Source organism: Micromonospora sp. WMMC273 (assembly GCF_027460285.1).
GTDB classification, from domain to species: domain Bacteria; phylum Actinomycetota; class Actinomycetes; order Mycobacteriales; family Micromonosporaceae; genus Micromonospora; species Micromonospora aurantiaca.
The window spans coordinates 5,428,857-5,452,091 of record NZ_JAPZBE010000001.1; the positions used below are offsets into that span (position 1 = coordinate 5,428,857).

The following is a 23,235-nucleotide window of genomic DNA, read 5'->3' on the forward strand; positions in this document are numbered from 1 at the left end:
GCGACCACCCCCCGACTCTTGGCGGCGGTATCGTGAGCGCGGGGAGAAAACGCACCGGGAAGGGCTCACCGATGACCGCCGCGCTGGAGAGCGACTACCCCCCCGAGGGCGGGTGGACGACCGACGATCTGGACGCGCTGCCGGAGGACGGTCGCCGCCGCGAACTGCTCGATGGAGTACTGCTCATGCCCCCCCTCCCCCACCCGGATGCACCAGAGCATCGCGATGCTGCTCGGCGTCGCGCTCGACGAGGACTGCCCCGACGGGTACGACGTGACCCAGGGTGTGGAGGTGCGCATCAACCGCACCCGCTCCTTCATCCCGGACGTGCTGGTCACCACCGCTACCGCCGCGGCACGCGAGCCGTCCCGGTACGAGCCGCACGAGGTGGTGCTCGCCGTGGAGATCGTCTCGCCCAGCACCCGGTCCATCGACCGGGTACTCAAGCCGGCCCTCTACGCGCAGGCCGGGATCCCGTTCCACTGGCGGATCGAGATCGAGGACGAGGGCATCGTCGTCTACACCTACAAGATCGATCCGGTGCACGAGGTCTACACGGAGACCGGCCGGTGGACGAAGTTCGTCGACACCGGCGAGCCGTTCCCGGTGAACCTGCCGATCAGCCGGATCACGCCTCGCCGGGTCTGAGCGGGGGAAGCATCTCCACGCCGAGCTGCTGGAGCACCTGGAACAGCTCGTTGACGCTCCACACGTCCACGATCCGCCCGTCGTCGTCGAAGCGCAGGAACGTGGCACCGGAGTAGCTGACCACGCGGCCGGTCGGCGGCACCGGACCGAACTGGCCCGCCTGGGTGCCGGCGGCCCGCCACCGCACCGCCACCCGCGTACCGGTCGCGACCACGTCGACGATCTTGTAGCGCAGGTCGGGGAACGACGCCCGCCGGTCCCGGTGCCACGCCAGCATCGCCGCCGGGCCGGTGCCGCCCAGGCCCGGGCAGTCCGCCGCCACCAGCTCGTACGCGCTCTCCTCGCGCCCCGCGTTCCACACGTCGGCGACGAAACGCCGGGCTGCCGCCTCCACATCGGTCACGGCGGGCAGCCTATGCCCCTCGGTGACGCACTCGCCCTGCCGGGAGCGGCCGGAGCGACAATGATGGGGAACGAGAAGCGAACTCGGAGGTGGGTGTGGGCAGCGACGACGAGGTCCTGGACCGGACCGGCGGCAAATACGTGGAGCCGGGTGGCGAGTTCACCCGGGATCAGCGCTACATCGCCACCCGGATCACCGCGGACGAGCGGGACGGCTGGCCGGTGGAACCGGGGCGCTACCGGCTGGCGGTCAGCCGGGCCTGCCCCTGGGCCAACCGGCTGATCATCATCAGACGCCTGCTGGGGCTGGAGGACGCCATCTCGATGGCCGTGGCCGGGCCCACCCACGACAAGCGGAGCTGGACGTTCGACCTCGACCCGGACGGCAAGGACCCGGTACTCGGCATCGAGCGGCTGGCCGACGCCTACTTCGCCCGCTTCCCCGGCTACGAGCGCGGCATCACCGTGCCGGCGCTCGTCGACGTGCCCACCGGGCAGGTGGTGACGAACGACTACGCGCAGATGAGCCTGGACCTCACGACCGAGTGGACGGCGTACCACCGGCCGGGCGCGCCGGACCTCTACCCGGAACCGCTGCGCGGCGAGATCGACGAGGTGAACGCTGTCGTCTTCGCGGACGTCAACAACGGCGTGTACCGGTGCGGCTTCGCCGGCAGCCAGGAGGCCTACGACAAGGCGTACCACAGGCTGTTCGACCGGCTGGACTGGCTCAGCGAGCGCCTGGCCGGTCAGCGGTACCTGGTCGGCGACACCATCACCGAGGCGGACGTACGGCTGTTCACCACGCTCGTCCGCTTCGACCCGGTCTACCACGGGCACTTCAAGTGCAATCGGCAGAAGCTCAGCGAGATGCCGGTGCTGTGGGCGTACGCGCGGGACCTGTTCACCACGCCCGGGTTCGGCGACACGATCGACTTCGTCCACATCAAGCGGCACTACTACGAGGTCCACCGGGACATCAACCCGACGGGCATCGTGCCGCTCGGCCCCGACCTGAGCAACTGGCTCACCCCGCACGGCCGGGAGGAGTTGGGCGGCCGCCCCTTCGGCGACGGCACCCCACCCCCGCCCCCACCCGAGTCCGAGCGCGTAGACCCCTCCCACACCCCGTTGCACTGACCCACCCCACCCCACCCCACCCCGCCCCCGGCGATCTTGCACTTTGGGCCCCAAACTTGGGCCCTTTGCCCCTTTTACTGGGGCAGAAGGTGCAAGATCGCCGAGGTGAGGGGGCGGAGGGGGCGGGTGGGTTACAGGGCCAGGCGGACTGCGGCGGTGAGGACCAACTGGGCCAGGGCCAGGGGGACCAGGACCAGCCAGCAGAGGCGCTGGAGCTGGTCCTCGCGCAGCCTCGGGTAGCTCACCCGCAGCCAGATGATCACGAAGGCGACGGCGAAGACCTTCAGCAGCGTCCACAGCCAGCCGAGCTGCGCATCGGCGAACGGGCCCTGCCAGCCGCCGAGGAACAGCACAGTGGTCAGCGCCGCGATCACCACGATGCCCACGTACTCGGCGAGCAGGAAGAACGCGAACCGCAGGCCGGTGTACTCGGTCATGTAGCCGAAGACCAGCTCGGAGTCGGCCACCGGCATGTCGAACGGCGGGCGGCGGATCTCGGCCAGCCCCGCCACGAAGAAGATCACCATAGCCGGGGCCTGCCACAGCAGCCACCACGGCTGCCACGCCTCCACGATGCCGGGCAGGCTGAGCGTGCCGGCCGCCATCGCCACCGAGGCGGCGGCCAGCACCAGCGGCAGCTCGTACCCGAGCAGCTGGGCCGCGCCGCGCAGCCCGCCGAGCAGGCTGTACTTGTTCGCCGACGCCCACGCGGACATGAGCACGGCCAACACGCCGACACCCACCACGGCGAGTACGAAGAACAGGCCGATGTCGAGCGGCTGGGCGACCAGGTCACCCGGCCCGAGCGGGATGACGAGCAGCACCAGCAGGTACGGCACCAGCGCCACTGCGGGCGCCAGCCGGAACACCGGACGGTCCGCGTCGCGCGGCGTGACGTCCTCCTTCTGCACGAACTTGATGCCGTCCGCGACCAGTTGCGCCCAGCCGTGGAAGCCGCCCGCGTACATCGGGCCCAGGCGGCCCTGCATGTGCGCCATCACCTTGTGCTCGGCCTGGCCGACGATCAGCGGCAGCGTGAGGAACGCGACGAGCACCCCCGCCACGCGCAGGACCAGCTCCAACCAGTCCGGCATCAGCTCTCCCCCGCCGCGTCGGGCTCCGGCTCCTGCCGGGGCGGCCCGGTCGGCCGCTCTCCCGGCAACGGCCGACCGAGCGGACCCGCCTCGTCGGCCCCCGGAGCAGCACCGGACCCCGGCCCGGCCTCCCCGGAAGCAGGCCGCTCCGGAGCATCCCCGGCGGTCGGCCGCGCCGGACGCTCAGCGGCAGCAGGCCGAGCCGGACGCTCGCCAGGAGCAGGCCGTACCGGACGCTCAGCGGCAGCAGGGCGCGCCGGATGCTCCCCCGGAGCGGGCCGCGCCGGGCGTTCCCGGGCCGGACGCGCCGGCGTACCCCCTCGGGGGCCCTCACCCGCGCCCGCCGCACCCGCCGGCGTGGGCGTCGTGCCCCACTCACCCGGCGCGGGCACGCCCGGCGGCCGGACCGGCCGGCGGCCGCCGCCCGCCTCCGACTCGCCCGGCTCCTTCGCACCGGGCCACGGCTTGGCGACCCGGGAGGCGAGGACGAACTCCTTGCGCAGCGGGTGCCCCTCGAACTCCGGTGGCAGCAGCAACGGACGCAGCTCGCCGTGGCCGGCGAAGTCGATGCCGAACATCTCGTGCGTCTCGCGCTCGTGCCACGCGGCGCCGGGGAACAGGTCGACCACCGACGCGACGACAGGCGTGTCCCGGGGCACCCGGGTACGCAGCAGCAGCCCGTGCCGGTGCCGGACCGACCAGAGGTGCAGCACCACGTCGAAGCCGTCGGCCAGCTCGTCCACCGCCGACAGCCAGTCCAGGAAGTCGAGATCCAGCTCGGCGTCGTCGCGTGCCGCACGCACCGCGTCCGCCCAGCTCGCCAGGGGTACGTCGACGGTGGCGCGGGCGTACCCCTGACCGCCGGACACGGACGCGGTGGCCTCGACGGGCGCGAGCAGCGCGACCACTCGCCGGCCGACCTCTTCCGGAGTCATGCGCTGATCCTATGGCCGACGGCTGCCGGCCGGGTCGGGCCGTCCGTGCCGGGATCGCCGCTTTGCCGGACGGGCGGCGGCAGCGCGCGGAAAGATGAGGTCCGTGCGCGCTGTGACTGTGACCCCCGGTGTCCCGGATTCGCTGCGGCTCGCCGAGGACTGGCCCGAGCCGCCGCCCGAGGAGGGCGCGATCCTGGTCGAGGCGCTGGCGGTGGGTGTCTGCGGCACCGACCACGAGATCGTGGCCGGCGAGTACGGCGAGGCGCCGCCGGGCCAGGAGCGGCTGGTGCTCGGGCACGAGTCGCTGGGCCGCGTGCTGGAAGACCCGACCGGCACGTTGCAGATCGGCGACCTGGTCGCCGGCGTGGTCCGCCACCCCGACCCGGTGCCGTGCGCGAACTGCGCGGTGGACGAGTGGGACATGTGCCGCAACGGTCAGTACACCGAGCACGGCATCAAGGCCCTGCCCGGTTTCGCCCGGGAACGCTGGCGGTTGCAGCCCAAGTTCGCCGTCGGCCTGGACCCGGCGCTCGCCTCGGTCGGCGTGCTGCTGGAACCGACGAGCGTGGTGGCGAAGGCGTGGGACCACATCGAGCGGATCGGCCGCCGGGCCGAGTGGAAACCGATGACGGTGCTGGTCACCGGCGCCGGGCCGATCGGGCTGCTGGCCGCGCTGCTCGGTAGCCAGCGTGGGCTGACGGTGCACGTGCTGGACCGCAACACCACCGGGCCGAAGCCGGAGCTGGTCCGGGCGCTGGGAGCGACGTACCACACGTCGACGGTGCCCGAGCTGGACGTCAAGCCGGACGTGGTGATCGAGTGCACCGGCGCACCCACTGTGGTGCTCGACGCCATGTGCAAGGCCGCGCCCACCGGCATCGTCTGCCTGACCGGCGTGTCCAGCGGCGGCCGGACGATCAACTTCGACGCCGGAGCGCTCAACCGGGAGCTGGTGCTGGAGAACAACGTGGTGTTCGGCTCGGTGAACGCCGGCCGGCGGCACTGGGAGATGGCCGCCGAGGCGCTCGCCCAGGCCGAACAGTCGTGGCTGACCTCGCTGATCACCCGCCGGGTGCCGCTGTCGAGCTACCGGCAGGCGTACGCCTCGGTCGGTGAGGACATCAAGGCGGTGCTCGACTTCACGCAGTGAGGCGGGGCGCCGGACCGGCGCCCCGGCCCCTCAGATGCCGGGTAGCCGGCCGTTGCGGAACAGGTCCACGAAGAGCTGGTGGTCCTCGCGCGCCCGGATCCCGTACCGGTGCCCGAAGTCGACCAGGTAGTCGACGAACCCGTCGGGGTCGGCGTCGACGACCGCGACGATCGCCTCCTCGGTCGAGTAGTCGACCAGGTCGTGGCTGGACTCGTCGTCGGCGACCGAGTGCATCCGGGCCACCGCCCGGCCCAGGTCGGCGAGCACGCCCGCCAGTTCCTCCGGCTCGTTCACGTCGGCCCAGTCGAGGTCCGCCGCGTACGGGGACACCTCGGCGACGAGCTGCCCGACGCCGTCCAGCTCGGTGAAGCCCAGCCACGGGTCGGCGTGCGCCTGCAACGCGCGCTGCGACTCGGCGGTGCGGTGCCCCTGGTGCCGGAAGTACGAGCGGACCCGCTCGTCGTCGACGTACCGCGCCACGGCCGGCACCTGCGCCTGCTTCATGTAGATGACGACGTCGTTCTCCAGCGCCTGGGTGTGCCCCTCCAGCAGCAGGTTGTACGACGGCAGCCCGGCCGACCCGATGCCGACGCCCTTGCGCAGCACCACGTCCTTGATGCCGGTGGCGACCGGGCGCATCCGGGTGGCCGACTCCGGCAGCGTGTGCAGGTAGTCGGCGAACGCCGCGCAGACCGTCTCCCGGGTGGCGTCGTCGATCTCGTGCACGCCGTCGCCGAGGGAGAACCGGCGCTCGTAGTTGTCGATCGTGGTCTGCGCGGCCAGCAGGTCCACCCGGGTGTTCAGCCGCGCCTGCTGGAGCACCCGGCGCAGCACACCGTCGGCGTTGTCGAGCGTGATCGAGCCGATCGCGTCGTCCCCGCCCGCGGCGATGGCCCGCAGTTCGGCCAGGTACGACCGGGCGAAGCCGGTCACCAGCTCGCCGATCACCCGGTCGGAGAGCGCCTTGGCGTAGCCGAGCAGCGCCACGCTCGCGGCGAAGCGCTTCAGGTCCCAGGTGAACGGCCCGACGTACGCCTCGTCGAAGTCGTTGACGTTGAACACGAGCTGCCCGGAGGCGTTCATGTAGGTGCCGAAGTTCTCGGCGTGCAGGTCGCCGTGGATCCACACCCGGCTGGTCCGCTCGTCGAGGAACCGATCGCTGCCGAAGTCGCCGCGCTGGTCGGCGTAGAACAGCGCGGCGCTGCCCCGGTAGAAGGCGAACGGTGACGCCGCCATCTTGCGGAACTTGCGGCGGAACGCCGCCGGGTCGATCGCCATGGACGCGCCGAACTCCTCGGTCAGCACGTCGATGATGAATGCGGAGCGCTTCTCCGCGAGGTCGGTCATGAGCCGCAGGCTAGCCCCGCGCCGCCACCCGACGGTTCAGCCGACCGGCGGACGTACCGGGGGTGCGGTGAGCGCCTCCACCGGCCGCGCGACGGCGTCCGCCGGTGAGGTGAGCGCGTCGGGCCGGGGCACGCCGCCGATGCCGGACTGCTCGGCGGCGATCTTCTCCTGGAGGCGCAGGATGCCGTGCAGCAGCGCCTCCGGCCGGGGCGGGCAGCCGGGCACGTACACGTCGACCGGGATGAGCTGGTCGACGCCCTTCGTCACCGAGTAGGAGTCCCAGTACGGGCCGCCGCAGTTGGAGCAGGCCCCGAACGAGATGACGTACTTCGGTTCGGGCATCTGGTCGTAGAGCCGCTTGACCGCCGGGGCCATCTTGTCGGTGACGGTGCCGCTGACCACCATCAGGTCGGCCTGCCGGGGCCCGTGGGCGAACGGGATCACGCCGAGCCGCATGAAGTCGTGCCGGCCCATGCTGGTGGCGATGAACTCGATGGCGCAGCAGGCCAGGCCGAAGTTGAACACCCAGAGCGAGTAGCGGCGGCCCCAGTTCAGCACGAACCGGATCGGCTCGCCGAGCACGGCCGGCACCTGCATCTCTGGCCTCCCTCGCAGTTCCCCGAGGTGCCAGTCAACCACAGCGTCCGCGGCCGCGTTCCGGTGTCGTACCCCCGACAGGGCACCCGCGCAACGATCAGCGGTGCCGGCGTGTGTCACCACTGTCGGGCGGACGGAACCACCGCCGCCCACCACGGGGATCACGGAGGACCTGTCATGACCACACGGACCACACGGGTGGCCGCCGCGCTGCTCGCCGGGGCGGCGGCGCTGTTCGCGCCGGCCGCGCCGGCCGCCGCGGCCGGCGGCACCACGGCGCGGCTGACCGTCGACACCGAGACGCTGGTGCTGACGCCGACCGACAAGGGGTACGTCGGGACGCTGACCACGACGATCAGCAACCGGGGCCGGGCCGACGCCACCGCCGGCCTGCGCATCACCGAGCCGGCCGGTGGCTCCTTCGCCGGCCTCGACAACGGCTCGCCCTGGTTCACCGTGGGGATGGAGCAGAACCGCCGGGTCGTCGAGAGCTACGGCGGCCGGGTCGCGGCCGGCGCGAGCGTGACCGTCCGCCTCGACTTCCAGGTGTGGACGACTGCGCGCGCCTACCCGATGACCGCCCTGGGCGGCTCGGTCGCGGTGGTGCCGGACGGTGGGGTGTCGGACCGGGACTCCTTCCGGACCGTGTTCCGGTCCACCTCGGGCAGCGTCCGCAACCCGCGCGTCTACCGGCAGGCCACCGAGACGGACCTGACCATCAGCGGTGGCGACGTGACGCTCACCCGCCAGGCCGACGGGGCCCTGCTGGGCCGGACGCCGGTGACAGTGCGCTACGGCAACGACGCCCCGTCGTTCCGGCTCGACGTGCGGGCGAGCCTGCCCGCCGGGGTCGAGGTGTGGGCCACCGACCCGCAGGACCTGCCCAGCTTCCCGGACTGGTTCGACGTCCCCGGCGGCCGGTTCATGCCGGGCGAGGAGCGCACGTTCGACGTCGTCCTGCGGGCTCCGGCCGGGACCCCGGCCGGCGCGCTGGGCAGCGGCTCGTTCACCGTGGCGGCCGTCTACGCGAGCGAGCCGGTGGCGGACGTCGACCCGGCGGACAACAGCACGACGTTCAACGTCCGCGCCACCGACTGAGCCACCGCACACCGCGGCCCGCCCGGACTCCGGGCGGGCCGCACGTTGCTCAGGCTCAGGTGAAGGCCAGCCCGGTGGTGTGGGGCAGCCAGTAACCGACGTACGCCCCGGCGGTGACCTGGTAGCTGAGCCGCCCGTTCACCCAGGCGGTGGCGCCCAGCGGCGCGATCGAGGCGGACGGGAACGTGAGCCGCTTGGAGCCGGTCACGTTGCCCGCCGCGTCGTACGCGTAGCCGGTGTAGGTGCCCGGCTGAAAGGAGAGCGTCCGGGTCGGGTTGTACCGGTGCTCGACCGCCTTGCCGAGCAGGACGCGCTGCCCGTACGCCTCGGGAACGAGGTAACCGGCGAGCGCGCCGTTGGCGATCTGGTAGTAGATGCCCCGGCCGTACACGCGGACCCGCTGGCTCGCCTGGGCGCCGGAGGCCCGGGCGAGCTTGAGCGTCTTCTGGCTCTTGACGGCCCCGGTGCTGGAGAAGGTGTAGCCGACGTGGGTGCCGGCGGCGAACGACACGGCGCCGTTGACGGCGGGCACCGGGTAGTCCGAGCGCAGCAGGTACGCGTACGTGGCGAAGACGGCCGACGTGGTCATCTCGTACAGCTTGAGGTTCTGCGCGGTGTGGACCTGGTGGTACTTCACGTGCGGCTGTGCGCAGCCCATCGAGTAGTTGCTGGCCCACCGGGTGACCCGGAAGTGGGTCGGCAGGTACCGCCGGACGGTGCTCGCCGCGCCGTCGAAGACCGCCACCGCCCGCTCGTCGCCGGTGAGCCGCCAGTAGTCGTACACGCCGTAGAGGGCGAAGGTGTGCCCGTTGAGGACGCGTTCCCCGGTGGTGCCGAAGGTCACCGGGTACTCCTCCAGCCACAGATAGCCGTTGGGGTCGACCCAGCTCGCCCAGGGCGCGTTGGAGACGACCGGCAGCGTCAGGCTCAGGAACGTCTGGTCCGCCGCCGTCCGCCACTTCGCCTCGCCGGTGATCTCGGCGAGGCCGACGAAGAGGCTCAGCATCTCGCCCTGTGCCATCCCGCTGTACCAGGGGGCGCGCTGCAGCGGACGGCCCGCGCAGCGGCTCAGGTCGAAGTCGTACGGGTACCACCAGGCGCCCCGCGACTCGACCCGGCGGTCGATGTTGCGCTGGGCGTTGGCGACGGCCCGGTCGAGGAACCGCTTGTCGCCGCTGGTCCGGTAGGCGGCCAGGTTGCTCAGGCCCCACTGCGCCTGGCCGACCGGGTGGTTCCAGGTCTTCCCGGCGAAGCTGAACATGCGGACGCCCTGCGCGTCGTGCAGTCCCCGGTCGACGAGCGGCGCCGGGTTGCTGTTCGTGGGCTGGGCGGCGAGCGGCAGCGGCTTCGGCAGGTGCCCGTCGCGGGCGTACGTGGCGGCGGCGATGGCGCCGCTCGCCCGCTCCCGTCGCTGCTGCTCCTTGGTCTTCGCCACGTCCCGCGAGGGCAGTTGCGGCACCCCGTCGGTCAGCGGGTCGGGCGTCCACCCGGGGTCCACGACTGAGACGTCGGCGCTGCGGTCCGGGCCCGGTGGCGCGGCCGGGGCGGTACCGGCCGGCGCCAGGCCGACCATCGCCCCCGCCGCTACCACTGCGACGAGCCGGCGGACAGGTGGTGACTTAGCGGTGATCATGTAAACACTCCCCGTGTCATCGATGTGCCCTGATGCTAGGCAGGGACGGACACGGGTTCCGGTCGCCGAAACGCCCGACTTCTCCGACGAACGGACGAGCCTCCCGTCACCAGGCGGGACGCTGGAGCAGCCCGACGAACTCGGCGAGCAGCCGTTCCCGCAGCCGCGCCGGGGCGGCGTCGAGCAGCGTGTTCACCATCGCCATCCGGTCCGGCACACCGGCGCCGCCGGCCAGGCCGAGCCCGCCGGCCAGCCCCGCCACCAGCTCCGGGGTGAGGGCCTCCGGCGTGAGGCTGCCGGCCAGCGCCAGCAGCTCCGGCGGCAGCACCACCGGCCCGGCGGCGCGGGCCGCCGCGACCGCCTCGGCCAACGCCGGACCGAACTCGGCCACCCGGGGCGCCACCGCCGCGGTCACCGTGAGGTGGACACTGGCCGGCAGATCGGCGTACGTGAGCTGGGGCTGGGTGTGCCAGCCACGCTCGGTCAGCTCGTCGACCAGCACGAACAGGTCGAGCCCCGGGTCGTCGCTGGTGAAGCAGACCACCGTGGTCTCCGGTTCGGCCATCAGCCGCAGGCCGCCGGTGGCCCGTACCGTGTCGGCCAGTCCGGCGACCGCGTCCCGGGTGGCGGCGGCCAGCCGCAGGTAGCCGTCCTCGCCGAGGTGGCGGAGTGTGGCGTACGCGGCGGCGATCGGCCCACCGGAGCGGGTGGAGGCGATCACCGGGTTGACCATCGTGTACCCGGGCCAGTCCGCGTACGCGAAGAACTGCGCGGCGCGCAGCGCCGGATCGCGGTGCAGCAGCACCGAGACGCCCTTCGGCGCGTACGCGTACTTGTGCAGGTCGACCGAGATCGAGGTGACCCCCGGCACGGCGAAGTCGAACGGCGGCACCGGCGCGCCGAGCCGGCGCAGCCAGGGCAGCGCCCAGCCGCCGAAGCAGGCGTCCACGTGGCAGCGCACCCCGGCGGCCTGCGCGACGGCGGCGATCTCCGCCACCGGGTCGACCACCCCGTGCGCGTACGACGGGGCGGACGCCACCACCAGCACGGTCTCCGGGCGGATCGCGGCGGCCACCGCCGCCACGTCCGGCCGCAGCGTCACCGGGTCGACGGGCACGGTGTCGAGCGCGACCCGCAGGTAGTGCGCCGCCTTGGCGAACGCCGCGTGCCCGCTCGCAGGCACCACGATCCGCGGCTCGGCGAGATCGGGGCGGGAGTCCCGGGCCGCCTTGACGGCGAGCAGCAGCGACTCGGTGCCGCCGCTGGTGACGCTGCCGACCACGTCCGGCGCGCCGGTGCCGGGCCCGCCGCCGAGCAGCCGGGCGGCGGCGCCGACGAGCGCGTTCTCCATCGCCAGCAGCGACGGGAACGCGGTCGGGTCGAGGCCGTTGACGTGCGCGCTCTCCGCGTACGCGGCCTGCGCCAGGTCGTCCAGCCCGGCCACGCCGGGGTCGTAGACGTACGCGAACAGCCGGCCGCCGTGGGTCGGCCGGTCGGCGGCCCGCAGCGCGCGGATCTCGCCCAGTACGTCCGCCGCGGGCATCCCCCGCGCGGGCAGCGCGCCTCCGCCTGCCGTGTCGGTCATCGGGTGGTTCCTCTCGTGGGACGGGCCGGTGCTCACGCCCGCGCGGCCGGCGCGGCGTCATCGACCACGGGTGCGGCGGTGGCCAGCTGGGCCGGGGTCAGGGTGTAGCCGCGCAGCAGCACCAGCGGGACCGCCACCAGCAGGGCGGGCAGCACGGTGAAGCCGAGCAGCACGCCGAGCCGAGCCGTGCCGGACTGAACGGCGGCGGTTCCGGTGGACGAGGAGACGTAACCGGAGAGCTGGAGCACCAGCCCGTAGATGCCCGGCCCCAGCGCCAGCCCGAACGTCTCCCCGGCGGTCCACAGCCCGGTGAACACCCCGGCCTGCCGCCGCCCGGTGCGCGCCGTGTCGTACGCGATGCAGTCCGGCAGCATGGCCAGCGCGAACACCTGCTGGCCCGCGTACCCGACGCCGATCACCGCGACCACGGCGTAGGCCGCGGCGGCGGGTAGCGCGGGCGCGGCGACCAGGGCCAGCGCGCCCACCGCGAAGATCAGCGACGCGGCGACCAGCGACGTCCGCTTGCCCAGCCGGGCACCGGCCCGGGACCACAGCGGCATGACCAGCAGCGCGGGCGCGACGAAGCAGGCGAACAGCAGCGTCGGACCGCTGTCCGGCTCCCGCAGCACCTGGTCGGCGAAGTACTTCACCCCGGCCAGCACGGTGGCCACCCCGGCGGACTGGATCACGAAGCAGATCAGCAGCGCCCGGAACGGCCGGTTGCCGGTGGCGACGGCGAGCTGCGCGCGCAGGCTCGGCTCGCTCTCCCCCACGGTGCCGGTCGGCGCGGAGCGGGTGCCCAGGAACACGCCGACGGTGCCGGCGACGATCAGCGCGGCGACGAACAGGCCCATCCACCGGTGGCCGGGCACGCCGTCGCCGCCCGCGGTCACCACCGCCGGGGCCACCGCGCCGGAGACCAGGATGGCCAGCGCCAGCACCGCGATCCGCCAGGTCATCAGCCGGGTACGCTCCGCCGGGTCGGCGGTCAGCTCGGCCGGCATGGCCACGTACGGCACCTGGAAGAACGCGAACGCGGTGGCGGTGGCCAGGAACGCCAGGGCCACGTACGCGGCGGCGGCCGGACCGTTCGCGAACGGCGCGGCGAAGATCGAGGCGAACAGCACGGCGAGCGCCAGCCCGCCGCCGAGCAGGTACGGCCGGCGCGCGCCCCAGCGGGAGCGGGTCCGGTCGGAGATCCGCCCGGCGACCGGGTTGACCAGCACGTCCCACGCCTTCGGCAGCAGCACCAGCAGCGCGGCCAGCCCGGCGGCGACGCCGAGCGTGTCGGTGAGATACGGCAGCAGGAGCAGCCCGGGCACGGTGCCGAACGCGCCGGTGACCAGGGAACCCAGCGCGTACCCGAGGTGCACCCGGCGGGGCAGGCCCGAAGCTGTCATGGAGCCGAATGCTACTCACGTTATGGCCGGCGTCACATCCCCTCCTCCGGCGACCAGGACGCCGCCGCCAGGTCCACCCGGTCCCCGCGCAGCGGGCACCCCTCGGCGAGCAGCCGTTCCCGGGCCTTGCGCTCGTGCCCCGGCGGCATCCGGCCGGCCGCGTTCACCACCCGGTGCCACGGCACCCCGCCACCGTGCCGCGCCATGATCGAGCCGACCAGTCGCGGCGACGCCCGCCCCGAGCGCTCGGCCAGCGCGTCGGCCACCGCCCCGTACGACATCACCCGCCCCGGCGGGATCCGCTCGACCAGCGACAGCACCGCCTCGACGTACTCGTCAGGTGTCACGGGAAGCCACGATAAGGGGCCTCAGCCGGCGAGCGTGGCGATGGCGAGGTCTCCCCGGGCCGCCAGCCAGTAGCCGCCCAGCTCACCACCGCTCACGTGGTAGCTGAATTCCCCGTTGACCCAGGCGGTGCCGCCGAGCGTCAACTCCGTCACGGCGGCGAAGGTGACCTTCCGGGCGTCGAGCACCGCGCCGTTGCGGTCGTAGGTGTAGCCGGTGTACGTGCCGGGCTGGGCGGTCAGCACGCGTGCGGGCTGGTAGCGGTGCTCGACCGCCACCCCGAGCAGGACCCGCCGGCCGGGCTCCTCGGGCACCAGGTAGCCGGCCAGCGGGCCCTCGGTGATCCGGTAGTGGATGCCGCGGCCGCGCACCCGGATGCGCTCGTCCGCAGCGAACCGGCTCGGCCGCTCCAGCGTGACGGCCCGCCGGCCGGTGACGGCGCCCTTGGCGTCGTACGTGTAGCCCACGTGTGTCCCGGGTTCGAGCTGCACGGTGCCCGTCAGGTCCGGTACCGGGTAGTCCGCCCGCAGCGTGTCGGCGTACTCGGCGAAGACGGTCGCGTGGGTGACCTCGTACAGCTTGAGGGTCTGCCGGGTGTGGACCTGGTGGTACTTCGAGTGGAAGTGCCGGCAGTTCATGGAGTACCGGCTGGCCCAGTTCTCCACCCGGAACCTCGTCGGCAGGTAGCGGCGCACCGTGGTGGCGGCGGCGTCGAAGATCTCCGCGGCCCGCTCGTCGCCGGTGAGCCGCCAGTAGTCGTAGACGCCGTACAGGGAGAAGATGTGCCCGTTGAGCACCTGCTCGCCACGCGGGTCGTCGTTCTCCGGATACTCCTCCAGCCACAGGTAGCCGCCGCGATCGGTCCAGGTGGCCCACGGTTCGTCGGCCCGGGCGGGCAGGGTGAGGCTCTGGAACGTCCGGTCCGCGGCGGTCCTCCACCTCTCGTCGCGCGTCTCCTCGTACAGCCCGACGAAGAGACTGAGCAGCTGGCCCTGCGACATGCCGCTGTACCACCTGGGCTTCAGCAGCGGACGCTTCTTGCACCGGGTGAGTTCGAAGTCGTACGGATACCACCAGGCGCCGCGCGACTCGACGCGCCGATCGACGTTACGCTGCGCGTTCGCTATCGCCCGGTCCAGGTAGATCCGCTTGCGGGTGGCCCGCCAGCCGGCCAGATTCTGCAGACCCCACTGGGCCTGCGCCACCGGATGGTCCCAGGTCTGGTCGTGCATCCGGAACATCCGAACGTTCCCGGTGTCGTGCAGCCCGGCGTCCACCAGCGGCGCGATCCCCTCGCGCGACGGAATCGCCGCGAGTGGCACCGTGTGCGGCCGGTAGCCGTCCCGCCGGACGGCCGGCGCCTTCTCGTCGCGGAGACCGGCGAGTACCGGCGTCAGCCCGGCGACCAGGCCGACGGTGACGAGCAGCGCCAGCCACCAGGCACGATGAGCCCTCGGAATTATCACTGTGAACCCCCGTTCGTGATGAACGAGACGCTATGCAGCGGAATCCGCGGATGTGTGCCGCTAACCGGACGATCAAAACTGTTCGTTCGACGAGCAACCGATTTCGTGTGAGCTCCGTCGGAGCACCGGCCGCGAGCTGCCACGATTTGGGAACGCGCCGCGGCGCGGCGGACCGCAGCGCGCAGAATGGTCGGGTGCGCGAAGCAGTCACCTCGGCCCGTCGGATCGTGGTCAAGATCGGTTCGTCCTCGCTGACCACCGCGACGGGCGGCCTCGACGACGCCCGGGTCGACGCGCTCGTCGACACGCTCGGCGGGCTCGCCGCCGCCGGACGCGAGGTGGTGCTGGTCTCCTCCGGCGCGATCGCCGCCGGGCTCGCCCCGCTGCGGCTGCCCCGGCGCCCGCGCGACCTGGCCACCCAGCAGGCCGCCGCCAGCGTCGGCCAGGGCCTGCTGATCGGCCGGTACGCGGCCGCGTTCGCCCGGCACGGCCGCACCGTCGGGCAGGTGCTGCTCACCGTGGACGACGTGACCCGGCGCGCGCACTACCGCAACGCGTACCGGACGCTGCGCAAGCTGCTCGACCTGCGCGCCGTGCCGATCGTCAACGAGAACGACACGGTGGCCACCGAGGAGATCCGGTTCGGCGACAACGACCGCCTCGCCGCGCTCGTCGCCGCGCTCGTGGACGCCGACCTGCTGGTGCTGCTCTCCGACGTCGACGCGCTCTGGACCGGCGACCCGGCCCGCCCCGGCAGCACCCGCATCACCGAGGTGCACGGCGAGGGCGACCTGGCGGGCGTGGACGTCGGCGGGGCCGGCCGGGCCGGGGTGGGCACCGGCGGCATGGTGACGAAGGTCGAGGCGGCCCGGATCGCCACCGGCTTCGGCATCCCGGTGGTGCTGACCGCCGCGCCGCTGGCCGCGCCGGCGCTGGCCGGGGAGCCGGTCGGCACGTACTTCCACCCGAGCAGCCGCCGCCCCGCCGCGCGCCTGTTCTGGCTGGCGCACGCCACCGCGCCCCGAGGTCGCCTGCACCTCGACCCGGGCGCGGTGCAGGCGGTGGTGGACCGCCGCAAGTCGCTGCTGCCCGCCGGCATCACCGCCGTCGACGGCGCGTTCACCGCCGGGGACCCGGTGGACCTGGTCGACACCGCCGGCGCGCCGGTGGCCCGAGGGCTGGTCAACTACGACGCGGTGGAACTGCCGGGCCTGCTCGGCCGCTCCACCTCCGAACTCGCCGCGGCGCTCGGCCCGGCGTACGAACGTGAGGTCGTCCACCGCGACGACCTGGTCCTGCTGTGAGCCCCACCGATGAAGGAGTACGCACGATGAGCGTCGTCGAGCAGGCCCGGCGAGCCCGGGACGCGGCGGAAGCCCTGGCCACGGCCACCCGTACCGTCAAGGACGCCGCGCTGCACGCGATGGCCGACGCGCTCGTGGCGCGTACCCCGGAGATCCTGACCGCGAACGCGGCGGACCTGGCGGCCGGGCGCGAGGCCGGGCTGTCGGCGGCCGTGCTGGACCGGCTCGCGCTCGACGAGGGCCGGGTGGCGGCGATCGCCGACGCGCTGCGCCAGATGGCCGCGCTGCCCGACCCGGTCGGCGAGGTGGTGCGCGGCTCGACGCTGCCCAACGGTCTGGAGCTGCGCCAGGTGCGGGTGCCGTTCGGTGTGGTCGGCATCGTCTACGAAGGCCGGCCGAACGTGACTGTCGACGCCGCCGGGATCTGCCTGAAGTCCGGCAACGCGGCGCTGCTGCGCGGCTCCTCGTCGGCCGCCCACTCCAACGCCGCGCTGGTCGCGGTGCTGCGCGACGCGGTCTCCGGCGCCGGGCTGCCGGCGGACGCGGTGCAGCTGCTCGACTCCAGCACGCGCGACTCGGTGAAGGAGCTGATGCGCGCCCGCGGCCTGGTCGACGTGCTGATCCCGCGCGGCGGCGCGTCGCTGATCCGCGCCGTGGTCGAGGAGTCGACGGTCCCGGTGATCGAGACCGGCGTGGGCAACTGCCACGTCTACGTGGACGCCGCCGCCGACCTCGGCAAGGCCCTGGCGATCACGTTGAACGCCAAGACCCAGCGCCTGTCCACCTGCAACACCGCCGAGTCGCTGCTGGTGCACCGGGACGTGGCGGACGCGTTCCTGCCGGCCGTGCTGGCCGCGTTCGCCGAGGCCGGGGTGACGGTGCACGGCACGCCCGCTGTTGCCGCCCACTCCGACGCCGTGGTGCCGGCCACCGAGGAGGACTTCGGCACCGAGTACCTCTCCGCCGACATCTCCGTCGCCGTGGTCGACTCGCTCGACGCGGCGGTCGCGCACATCCGCCGGTACGGCACCGGCCACACCGAGGCGATCGTCACCGACTCGCAGCGGGCGGCCCGGGAGTTCGTGGCCCGGGTGGACTCGGCAGCGGTCATGGTCAACGCGTCCACCCGTTTCACCGACGGCGGCGAGTTCGGCTTCGGCGCGGAGATCGGCATCTCGACGCAGAAGCTGCACGCGCGCGGCCCGATGGGTCTGCCGGAGCTGACCAGCACCAAGTACGTGGTGACCGGAGACGGGCACCTGCGCTGACCGGACGTGCCTTCGCGGCGCGCCGGTCGCCGTACTGGTCTGGGCACACGCCAGATCGGGGAAGTGGCGGTATCCCGGCACCTTTGATGCCGCTACTTCCCCGATCTGGTGTTGATCATCGGCATGACCAGCGGAGGCACAACGGGCGGCACCGGGCCGGACAGCAGCTCCGGTGCCAGCTGCGCAGCAGGCCCGGTGCTCTCGTCGGGGAGCAGATCGGGCGTGACGATCCAGGCGGACCACAGTCCCTGCCCACTGTCCGGACCGGCCGACACCTCAACACCGGCTGACGGATCAGGCCCTGCTCCCGATCCGGGCATCGCATCCGACCCGGTGTCCGGACGGAACCAGGTCTCAGGCCCGAGACCCCGGGCCGGAAACAGCTCCGGCGCGCCGTCCGACAGCGCGGGCGCGATCCCCGGTCCGGCCGACGGGTCGGTGCCGAAACTGGACGACAGGTCGGAGCCGAAGCCCGCCGAAGGTTCGGGATCGCGGCCTGCCGACGGCTCTGTGCCCTGGCGGGACGACGGATCGGGGTCGAGACCCGCCGATGCGACAGATGCCTCGGCCGGGCCGGTCAACGGGCGAGCCGGGGCGGGCAGCGGAGACACGGGCGCAGGCGACGCGGGCGTGGAGGCGGGCGGCCCGGAGTCGGGCGCGGGCGGCGGCGATGCGGGGAGCCGGCGCGGGCGCGGGGCCGGCACCGCAGGCAACGCGGGCAGCTCGGCGGTCTGCGGCACCACGAACGGCGCTCCGGAGACCGGTGCCTCGGGCGTGTGCGGGCGGCACGCGCGGATCGCCCGCAGTGTGGTGTGCACGTCGAACTGGTGGCCGTCGTCGCTGTCCCAGCCGCCGTCGCTGCGCTGCGTCTCGGCGAGCCGCCTGCGCGCGGAGACCAGCAGCCATTGCTCCTCGCCCACCTCGACCCGGCGCAGTGTGGCGGCGAGCCAGGCCACGTCGGCCGGGGACATCCGGGGGATCCGGTCGGCCAGCACCGCCTGGATGCGGGCGGACTCGTAGTACATCTGCTGGCGGTGCAGCACCGCGGCGGCGAGCCAGCCGGCGGGCAGGAAGGACGGCCAGCTGCCGTCCGGGGCGAGCTGCGCGGCGAGCGCCTGGGCCGCCGCCTGCACCACACCGGCGTACGCGCCGCCGACCCGGTGGTCGAGCGGACCGGCGGCCCGCGCGTCCAGGCCGGCCACGGTCAGCCAGAACCCGGCGTTCGCGGTCTGGTAGAGCCGTGCCTCGGGATCACCGGGGGTGGCCCACTCGGGGGCGAGCCCGGCCAGCGAGGGGTCCTCGTCCCAGCCGCCGTCTGGTAGTTGCCGGGCGGCCAGCCAGTCCAGCGCGTGCCGGGCGGCGGGGCGGCCCAGCGCGCCGAGGTCGTCCAGCTCGGCCAGGCGGAAGCAGGTCGCGTCGATCGAGGCGACCTCGTCGTCGAGGACGGCGGGCCAGCCGCCGCCGGGCGCCTGCCCGGACTCGGCGGCGTCGAGCACCTCGGGCGGCACCGGAGCGCCGGTACGCAGCCGGGAGAGGCGGGCGCGGTCCACCGCGTCACCGTGAGCGACGACGAATCCGATCGCCGCGTCCAAGTCCACCACGGCACTGACGGTACTGGCGCGGCCGCGGTTACGCCTCGGTAGCTCGGTCAGGACCACCCGGCCCAGCGGTCGCCGCGATCGATCGTTTGCCCACGCCAGGTGCCCCGGAGAGCACGATGGGCCCGCCCGGAGCGCCGGGCGGGCCCATCGACACGACTCAGTACGCGGGCAGCGACGGGTCGACCTGCTTGACCCAGGAGAGCACACCGCCCTGGAGGTGCACCGCGTCGGAGAAGCCGGCCGCCTTCAGCGCGGCCAGCGCCTCGGCGGAGCGGACGCCGGACTTGCAGTGCAGCACGATCTGCCGGTCCTGCGGGAACTTCGCCAGCGCCTCGCCGGAGAGGATCTCGCCCTTGGGGATGAGCGTCGCGCCGGGGATCCGGACGATCTCGTACTCGGCGGGCTCGCGCACGTCGACCAGGAAGATGTCCTTGCCGGAGTCCTGCCAGTCCTTCAGCTCCAGCGCGGTGATGGTCGAGTCGACCACCGCCTCCTGCGCCTCCTCGGAGACGGCGCCGCAGAAGTCCTCGTAGTCCTCCATCAGGTCGGTGAGGGTCGGGTTCTCACCGCAGAGCACGCAGTTCGGGTCCTTGCGGACCTTGATCTTGCGGTAGCTCATCTCCAGGGCGTCGTACACCATCAGGCGGCCGACGAGCGGCTCACCGATGCCGGCGAGCAGCTTGATCGCCTCGTTGACCTGGATCGACCCGATCGACGCGCAGAGCACGCCGAGCACGCCGCCCTCGGCGCAGGAGGGGACCATCCCGGGCGGCGGGGGCTCCGGGTAGAGGCAGCGGTAGCAGGGGCCGTGCTCGGCCCAGAACACCGACGCCTGGCCGTCGAAGCGGTAGATCGAACCCCAGACGTACGGCTTGCCGAGCAGCACCGCCGCGTCGTTGACCATGTAGCGGGTGGCGAAGTTGTCGGTGCCGTCGACGATCAGGTCGTACCGGGAGAAGATGTCCCGGACGTTCTCCCGGTCCAGCGCGGTGTTGTGGATCTCCACGTTGACCAGCGGGTTGATCTCGCGGATCGACGCCGCGGCGGACTCGGCCTTGGACCGGCCCACGTCGGAGACGCCGTGGATGACCTGGCGCTGGAGGTTCGACTCGTCGACGGTGTCGAAGTCGATGATGCCGAGCGTGCCGACACCGGCCGCGGCCAGGTAGAGCAGGGCCGGCGAGCCGAGGCCACCGGCGCCCACACAGAGCACCCGGGCGTTCTTCAGCCGCTTCTGCCCCTCCACCCCGACGTCCGGGATGATCAGGTGGCGCGAGTAGCGGCGGATCTCGTCTACGGTCAGCTCGGCGGCGGGTTCGACGAGCGGGGGCAACGACACGGTGGACTCCCCGGGATCGGCGGTGTGACCGCGCCATTGTCGCTCGCCCGGGCCGGGATCGGCCATGATGAGGGACACTGCGCCCGAACTGCGGGACCGGGAATAACTCAGACGCCGTCGGTGGGCTCGCCTTCGTAGCGCACGCCGCCGACGTACGGCCAGGCGTTCGGCAGGCAGCCGTCCAGCCCGTACGTCTGCTGCTGCATCACCGGCGCGGGCGCGCCGGGCGCGGGGCACGCCTGGTGCAGCTCGCCGAACTCGTGCCCGACCTCGTGGTTGATCACATAGGTGCGGTAGACCTCCAGCGGGGCGCCGTAGTCGGGCACCGCTGTCATCCACCGGGCCAGGTTGAGCACGACCCGTCCAGGCAGCCGGCAGGAGGTGTACCGGTCGGTGCGCAGGCCGCCCTCGGCACACATCCGCTCGGAGGTGACGGGGGTGGCGAGGTAGACGGTGAAGTCGGCGGCGGCCGCCTCGGGCACCCGCTGCACCCGCAGGTCCCCCGAGGCGATCCAGCTGCGCGGGTCGCCCAGTACCGCGTCCACGGTGGCGGCGAACCCGTCGGCGTCCTGCCCCGTGTCCTGCTCGACCTCGACCCGGTAGCGGCGCAGCGGGCCCTCCTGTCCGCGTACCGGAGATCGGCCCTGGGCCACCGCGAACGTGCCGGGGCCGGCGGTGGGGTAGGCGGTCGGCGCCGCCGGGACGTCGGCCTCGGCGGCGCCGCGCGCCAGCGACGGTTCGGCGGCGAGTGACGCCCCGCCGTGTCCGGACGGCGGCGTGTTCAGCCGGGTGATCCCGGCCGCGCCGCCGACGGCCGCGAGCAGCATCGCCAGCAGCAGCACCGAGCGGCGGCGGCGCCGGCGCATCCGGCGCAGCGTGGGACGCTCGGGTGGCGGCGTGGTGGGGTTGTCGTAAGGGGACGACGAGGTCATGACCTCAGCGTGCCATGCAATTCGGGCATTTAGCTGCTTTTGCCACCTATGCCGCGAATGTTCTTCACAAACCGGCGCTCAGAGGGCCGGCCCGGTGTACCGCTTCCCACCCACGTAGGGCCACGGGTTCGGCCGGCAGCCCTTGAGGAACAGCGTCTGCTGCTGCATCACCGGCGCCGCCCGGCCCGCACCAGGGCATCCCTCGTGCCGGTGCCCGAGCTGGTGGCCCACCTCGTGGTTGACCACGTACAGGCGGTACGTGTCCAGCGGCATCCCGGCCTCGACCAGGTGCGGCGCCGAGGTCCGCCACCGGTCCAGGTTGATCACCACCTTGCCCGGTACCCGGCACGACGTGTACGGCACCCCGCCCACCCGGATGTCGATCCCGCCCGCCCCGCACAGCCGCCCCGCCGTGTCCCGGGTGGCCAGGTAGATCGTGAAGTCGTACCGGTCGCCCGGGCCGACCCGCTGCAACCGCAGCGTGCCGCCGTCGACCCAGCTACCCGGGCCGGCCAGGGCGCGCTGCACCGCCTCGCCGAAGGCGCGGACCTCCTCGCCGGAGCCGTTCTCCACCGCCACCCGGTAGCGGCGCAGCGTCCCCGAGCGGCCGAGCACGCCGCTGGTCCGCTCGTCGTACGCGAAGCTGCCCCGGCCCTTCGCCGGCCCTGGGCCGGACAGCGTCAGCACCGGCGCGGCCGGCGAGCTGGGCGCCACCGGAGGCGGCGGCGGGACGCTCGGCGTGGACGGTTCCCGCGTGGGCGCCGGCGGCTGGGCGGCGAACCCGTCGGTGACCCGCGTCCCCGCGCCCGCCGACGGCAGTTGCACCGCCACGCCGACCCCGACCGCGGCGGCGGCGACGAAGGCGCAGACCACGAGCGCGGTACGCCAGCGCGGAGACGAGGAACGGGAGCGTGTGGCACGAGGGCGGCGGGAGCTGGGCATCCGGCTCAGCCTGCCATGTCACGCTCCGTTCCGCTCTCCCCCATGCCGGTGGTGAGCGACGGTGTCGCCTCGGCGAGCAGCCCGAGCACCGCCCGCGCCACGGTCCGGGGCACCTCCAACTGGGCCACGTGCCCGACGCCGTCGAGCATCAGCAGCCGGCTGTCCGGGATGACCCGCGCCGCCTGCGGCGCCACCCGCACGTCGACCAGCCGGTCCTGCCGCCCGCCCACCACGAGCGTGGGCGCCCGGACCGCCGAAGCCTGCCGCCACAGCGCGCCCTCCCCCGGCAGGTACGACCGCAGGAAGCTGCCGACCAGGCCCCGGAACGTGCGCACGTACGCCGCGGCGTAGTGGGCCGCCTCGTACCGGACCCGGATCTCGTCGATCGCCTCCTGCCGGCGCTGCTCGCTGATCCGGGTCAGGTCCGCCACGCACGCCTCCATCACCTGCTGCGCGGTCACCTCCGGACTGAACTGGGCCAACCGCCAGGCGGCCAGCCGTTCGCCCCTGGGGATCGCCAGCAGCGGGAGCATCCGCCCCTGCAACGAGCGCCGGAAGTCCAGGAACGGCAGCGCGGGCGAGACCAGGGTGAGCGTGCGGACCAGGTCCGGGCGCAGCGCCGCCACCCGGACCGAGATCGCGCCGCCGAGCGAGTTGCCGAACAGGTGCACCGGCCCCCTGTCGCTGTGCTCGATCCAGCGGATCACCCGCTCGGCGAAGGACGGGATCGTGTAGCGCGGCCCCGGCTCGCTGCGCCCGAACCCGGGCAGGTCGATCGCCTGGCCGTCGAGCCGGTCGGCGAGCAGGCCGGCCAGGTCGGTCCAGTTCTGCGCCGACCCGCCGAGGCCGTGCACGTACAGCGCGGGCTCCGCGCCGGGACCGGTGGCCGGGGTGTCGCGGACGTGCACGAGCGTGCCGTCGAGGCGTACGTGCCGGCCGGGCCAGGGCGGCGGGACGTGGTGTGCGGGAAGGCTGTGCTCCGGCCACAGTGCGGCGCGCTTCATGTCTC

At 73.4% G+C, this 23,235-nt stretch carries 20 protein-coding genes and 1 pseudogene; 6 read left to right on the forward strand and 15 right to left on the reverse strand.

What is annotated here, in order from left to right; translation table 11 throughout:
* Positions 1-207: 207 nt before the first annotated feature.
* Positions 208-648, forward strand: a complete 441-nt coding sequence (locus O7611_RS25190) for a Uma2 family endonuclease (RefSeq protein WP_269697682.1) — start codon at positions 208-210, stop codon at positions 646-648.
* Here the strand turns inward: O7611_RS25190 and O7611_RS25195 are convergent.
* The gene (locus O7611_RS25195) at positions 629-1,051 is read right to left on the reverse strand and encodes an ester cyclase (RefSeq protein ID WP_269697683.1); all 423 of its coding nucleotides are present in this window, start codon (positions 1,049-1,051) and stop codon (positions 629-631) included. The genes O7611_RS25190 and O7611_RS25195 overlap by 20 nt on opposite strands.
* Positions 1,052-1,146: 95 nt before the next feature.
* Here O7611_RS25195 and O7611_RS25200 point away from each other — a divergent pair, with 95 nt between their 5' ends.
* Positions 1,147-2,190 carry a glutathione S-transferase family protein gene (locus O7611_RS25200; RefSeq protein ID WP_194801448.1) on the forward strand — a complete coding sequence of 348 codons (1,044 nt, stop codon included), beginning with the start codon at positions 1,147-1,149 and terminating at the stop codon, positions 2,188-2,190.
* Positions 2,191-2,321: 131 nt separating this feature from the next.
* On the opposite strand, the gene nuoH is transcribed toward O7611_RS25200, so the two are convergent.
* The gene (nuoH, locus tag O7611_RS25205; RefSeq protein WP_013288672.1) at positions 2,322-3,284 is read right to left on the reverse strand and encodes an NADH-quinone oxidoreductase subunit NuoH; all 963 of its coding nucleotides are present in this window, start codon (positions 3,282-3,284) and stop codon (positions 2,322-2,324) included.
* Positions 3,284-4,219, reverse strand: coding sequence for an NADH-quinone oxidoreductase subunit C (locus O7611_RS32025; protein ID WP_194801449.1), 936 nt, complete (start codon positions 4,217-4,219; stop codon positions 3,284-3,286). Before O7611_RS32025 ends, nuoH begins: the two co-directional genes overlap by 1 nt.
* A 103-nt stretch (positions 4,220-4,322) precedes the next feature.
* Between O7611_RS32025 and O7611_RS25215 the strand changes: the two genes are divergently transcribed.
* Positions 4,323-5,369: a glucose 1-dehydrogenase gene (locus tag O7611_RS25215; RefSeq protein WP_194801450.1), complete on the forward strand. Its 1,047-nt coding sequence runs from the start codon at positions 4,323-4,325 to the stop codon at positions 5,367-5,369.
* A 30-nt stretch (positions 5,370-5,399) separates the two neighbouring features.
* Here O7611_RS25215 and O7611_RS25220 read toward each other — a convergent pair whose 3' ends face one another.
* Together O7611_RS25220 and O7611_RS25225 are read right to left on the reverse strand one after the other, a co-directional pair.
* On the reverse strand, positions 5,400-6,716 hold the full coding sequence (locus O7611_RS25220; protein WP_194801451.1) for a DUF2252 domain-containing protein: 1,317 nt from the start codon (positions 6,714-6,716) through the stop codon (positions 5,400-5,402).
* Between the two features lie 36 nt (positions 6,717-6,752).
* Positions 6,753-7,313, reverse strand: a complete 561-nt coding sequence (locus tag O7611_RS25225) for an NADH-quinone oxidoreductase subunit B (RefSeq protein WP_013288676.1) — start codon at positions 7,311-7,313, stop codon at positions 6,753-6,755.
* A 177-nt stretch (positions 7,314-7,490) separates the two neighbouring features.
* On the opposite strand from O7611_RS25225, the gene O7611_RS25230 reads away from it, so the two are divergent.
* Positions 7,491-8,411 (forward strand): hypothetical protein, encoded by a 921-nt coding sequence (locus O7611_RS25230; protein ID WP_194801452.1) that lies wholly within the window; start codon positions 7,491-7,493, stop codon positions 8,409-8,411.
* A gap of 55 nt (positions 8,412-8,466) precedes the next feature.
* Here O7611_RS25230 and O7611_RS25235 read toward each other — a convergent pair whose 3' ends face one another.
* The 5 genes from O7611_RS25235 to O7611_RS25255 all read right to left on the reverse strand — a co-directional run bounded on the left by O7611_RS25235 (position 8,467) and on the right by O7611_RS25255 (position 14,840).
* Positions 8,467-10,044: a D-glucuronyl C5-epimerase family protein gene (locus O7611_RS25235; protein ID WP_194801453.1), complete on the reverse strand. Its 1,578-nt coding sequence runs from the start codon at positions 10,042-10,044 to the stop codon at positions 8,467-8,469.
* A 106-nt stretch (positions 10,045-10,150) separates the two neighbouring features.
* Complete coding sequence (locus tag O7611_RS25240) at positions 10,151-11,629, reverse strand: pyridoxal phosphate-dependent decarboxylase family protein (protein ID WP_194801454.1); 1,479 nt, start codon at positions 11,627-11,629, stop codon at positions 10,151-10,153.
* A gap of 32 nt (positions 11,630-11,661) precedes the next feature.
* Positions 11,662-13,029, reverse strand: a complete 1,368-nt coding sequence (locus tag O7611_RS25245; protein ID WP_194801455.1) for an MFS transporter — start codon at positions 13,027-13,029, stop codon at positions 11,662-11,664.
* Positions 13,030-13,061: 32 nt separating this feature from the next.
* Positions 13,062-13,376 (reverse strand): MGMT family protein, encoded by a 315-nt coding sequence (locus O7611_RS25250; protein ID WP_194801456.1) that lies wholly within the window; start codon positions 13,374-13,376, stop codon positions 13,062-13,064.
* A gap of 21 nt (positions 13,377-13,397) precedes the next feature.
* Complete coding sequence (locus O7611_RS25255; protein WP_269697684.1) at positions 13,398-14,840, reverse strand: D-glucuronyl C5-epimerase family protein; 1,443 nt, start codon at positions 14,838-14,840, stop codon at positions 13,398-13,400.
* Between the two features lie 194 nt (positions 14,841-15,034).
* Here O7611_RS25255 and proB point away from each other — a divergent pair, with 194 nt between their 5' ends.
* Together proB and O7611_RS25265 are read left to right on the forward strand one after the other, a co-directional pair.
* A complete protein-coding gene (proB, locus tag O7611_RS25260) occupies positions 15,035-16,144 on the forward strand; it encodes a glutamate 5-kinase (RefSeq protein WP_269697685.1) in 1,110 nt (369 codons plus the stop codon).
* 26 nt (positions 16,145-16,170) lie between these two features.
* Positions 16,171-17,412, forward strand: a complete 1,242-nt coding sequence (locus O7611_RS25265; RefSeq protein ID WP_269697686.1) for a glutamate-5-semialdehyde dehydrogenase — start codon at positions 16,171-16,173, stop codon at positions 17,410-17,412.
* A 782-nt stretch (positions 17,413-18,194) separates the two neighbouring features.
* On the opposite strand, the pseudogene O7611_RS31945 reads toward O7611_RS25265, so the two are convergent.
* The 5 genes and pseudogenes from O7611_RS31945 to O7611_RS25290 form a co-directional block, all read right to left on the reverse strand.
* Positions 18,195-19,079, reverse strand: a pseudogene (locus O7611_RS31945) (hypothetical protein); the annotation flags it as partial.
* Positions 19,080-19,170: 91 nt separating this feature from the next.
* Positions 19,171-20,418, reverse strand: coding sequence for an adenylyltransferase/sulfurtransferase MoeZ (gene moeZ / locus O7611_RS25275; protein WP_194801461.1), 1,248 nt, complete (start codon positions 20,416-20,418; stop codon positions 19,171-19,173).
* A gap of 41 nt (positions 20,419-20,459) precedes the next feature.
* Positions 20,460-21,284 (reverse strand): DUF3152 domain-containing protein, encoded by an 825-nt coding sequence (locus tag O7611_RS25280; protein WP_194801462.1) that lies wholly within the window; start codon positions 21,282-21,284, stop codon positions 20,460-20,462.
* 78 nt (positions 21,285-21,362) lie between these two features.
* Positions 21,363-22,226: a DUF3152 domain-containing protein gene (locus O7611_RS25285; RefSeq protein ID WP_194801463.1), complete on the reverse strand. Its 864-nt coding sequence runs from the start codon at positions 22,224-22,226 to the stop codon at positions 21,363-21,365.
* Positions 22,227-22,231: 5 nt separating this feature from the next.
* Positions 22,232-23,230: an alpha/beta fold hydrolase gene (locus O7611_RS25290; RefSeq protein ID WP_194801464.1), complete on the reverse strand. Its 999-nt coding sequence runs from the start codon at positions 23,228-23,230 to the stop codon at positions 22,232-22,234.
* Between the last annotated feature and the right edge of the window lie 5 nt (positions 23,231-23,235).

Coding starts and splice junctions, on each gene's coding strand:
- O7611_RS25190 (WP_269697682.1), top strand. CDS start 208: ATGCACCAGAGCATCGCGATGCTGCTCGGCGTCGCGCTCGACGAGGAC.
- nuoH (WP_013288672.1), bottom strand. CDS start 3,284: ATGCCGGACTGGTTGGAGCTGGTCCTGCGCGTGGCGGGGGTGCTCGTC.
- O7611_RS25245 (WP_194801455.1), bottom strand. CDS start 13,029: ATGACAGCTTCGGGCCTGCCCCGCCGGGTGCACCTCGGGTACGCGCTG.
- O7611_RS25285 (WP_194801463.1), bottom strand. CDS start 22,226: ATGCCCAGCTCCCGCCGCCCTCGTGCCACACGCTCCCGTTCCTCGTCT.
- O7611_RS25290 (WP_194801464.1), bottom strand. CDS start 23,230: ATGAAGCGCGCCGCACTGTGGCCGGAGCACAGCCTTCCCGCACACCAC.
- O7611_RS25235 (WP_194801453.1), bottom strand. CDS start 10,044: ATGATCACCGCTAAGTCACCACCTGTCCGCCGGCTCGTCGCAGTGGTA.
- O7611_RS25220 (WP_194801451.1), bottom strand. CDS start 6,716: ATGACCGACCTCGCGGAGAAGCGCTCCGCATTCATCATCGACGTGCTG.
- O7611_RS25265 (WP_269697686.1), top strand. CDS start 16,171: ATGAGCGTCGTCGAGCAGGCCCGGCGAGCCCGGGACGCGGCGGAAGCC.
- O7611_RS25230 (WP_194801452.1), top strand. CDS start 7,491: ATGACCACACGGACCACACGGGTGGCCGCCGCGCTGCTCGCCGGGGCG.
- O7611_RS25225 (WP_013288676.1), bottom strand. CDS start 7,313: ATGCAGGTGCCGGCCGTGCTCGGCGAGCCGATCCGGTTCGTGCTGAAC.
- O7611_RS32025 (WP_194801449.1), bottom strand. CDS start 4,219: ATGACTCCGGAAGAGGTCGGCCGGCGAGTGGTCGCGCTGCTCGCGCCC.
- O7611_RS25280 (WP_194801462.1), bottom strand. CDS start 21,284: ATGACCTCGTCGTCCCCTTACGACAACCCCACCACGCCGCCACCCGAG.
- O7611_RS25240 (WP_194801454.1), bottom strand. CDS start 11,629: ATGACCGACACGGCAGGCGGAGGCGCGCTGCCCGCGCGGGGGATGCCC.
- moeZ (WP_194801461.1), bottom strand. CDS start 20,418: ATGGCCGATCCCGGCCCGGGCGAGCGACAATGGCGCGGTCACACCGCC.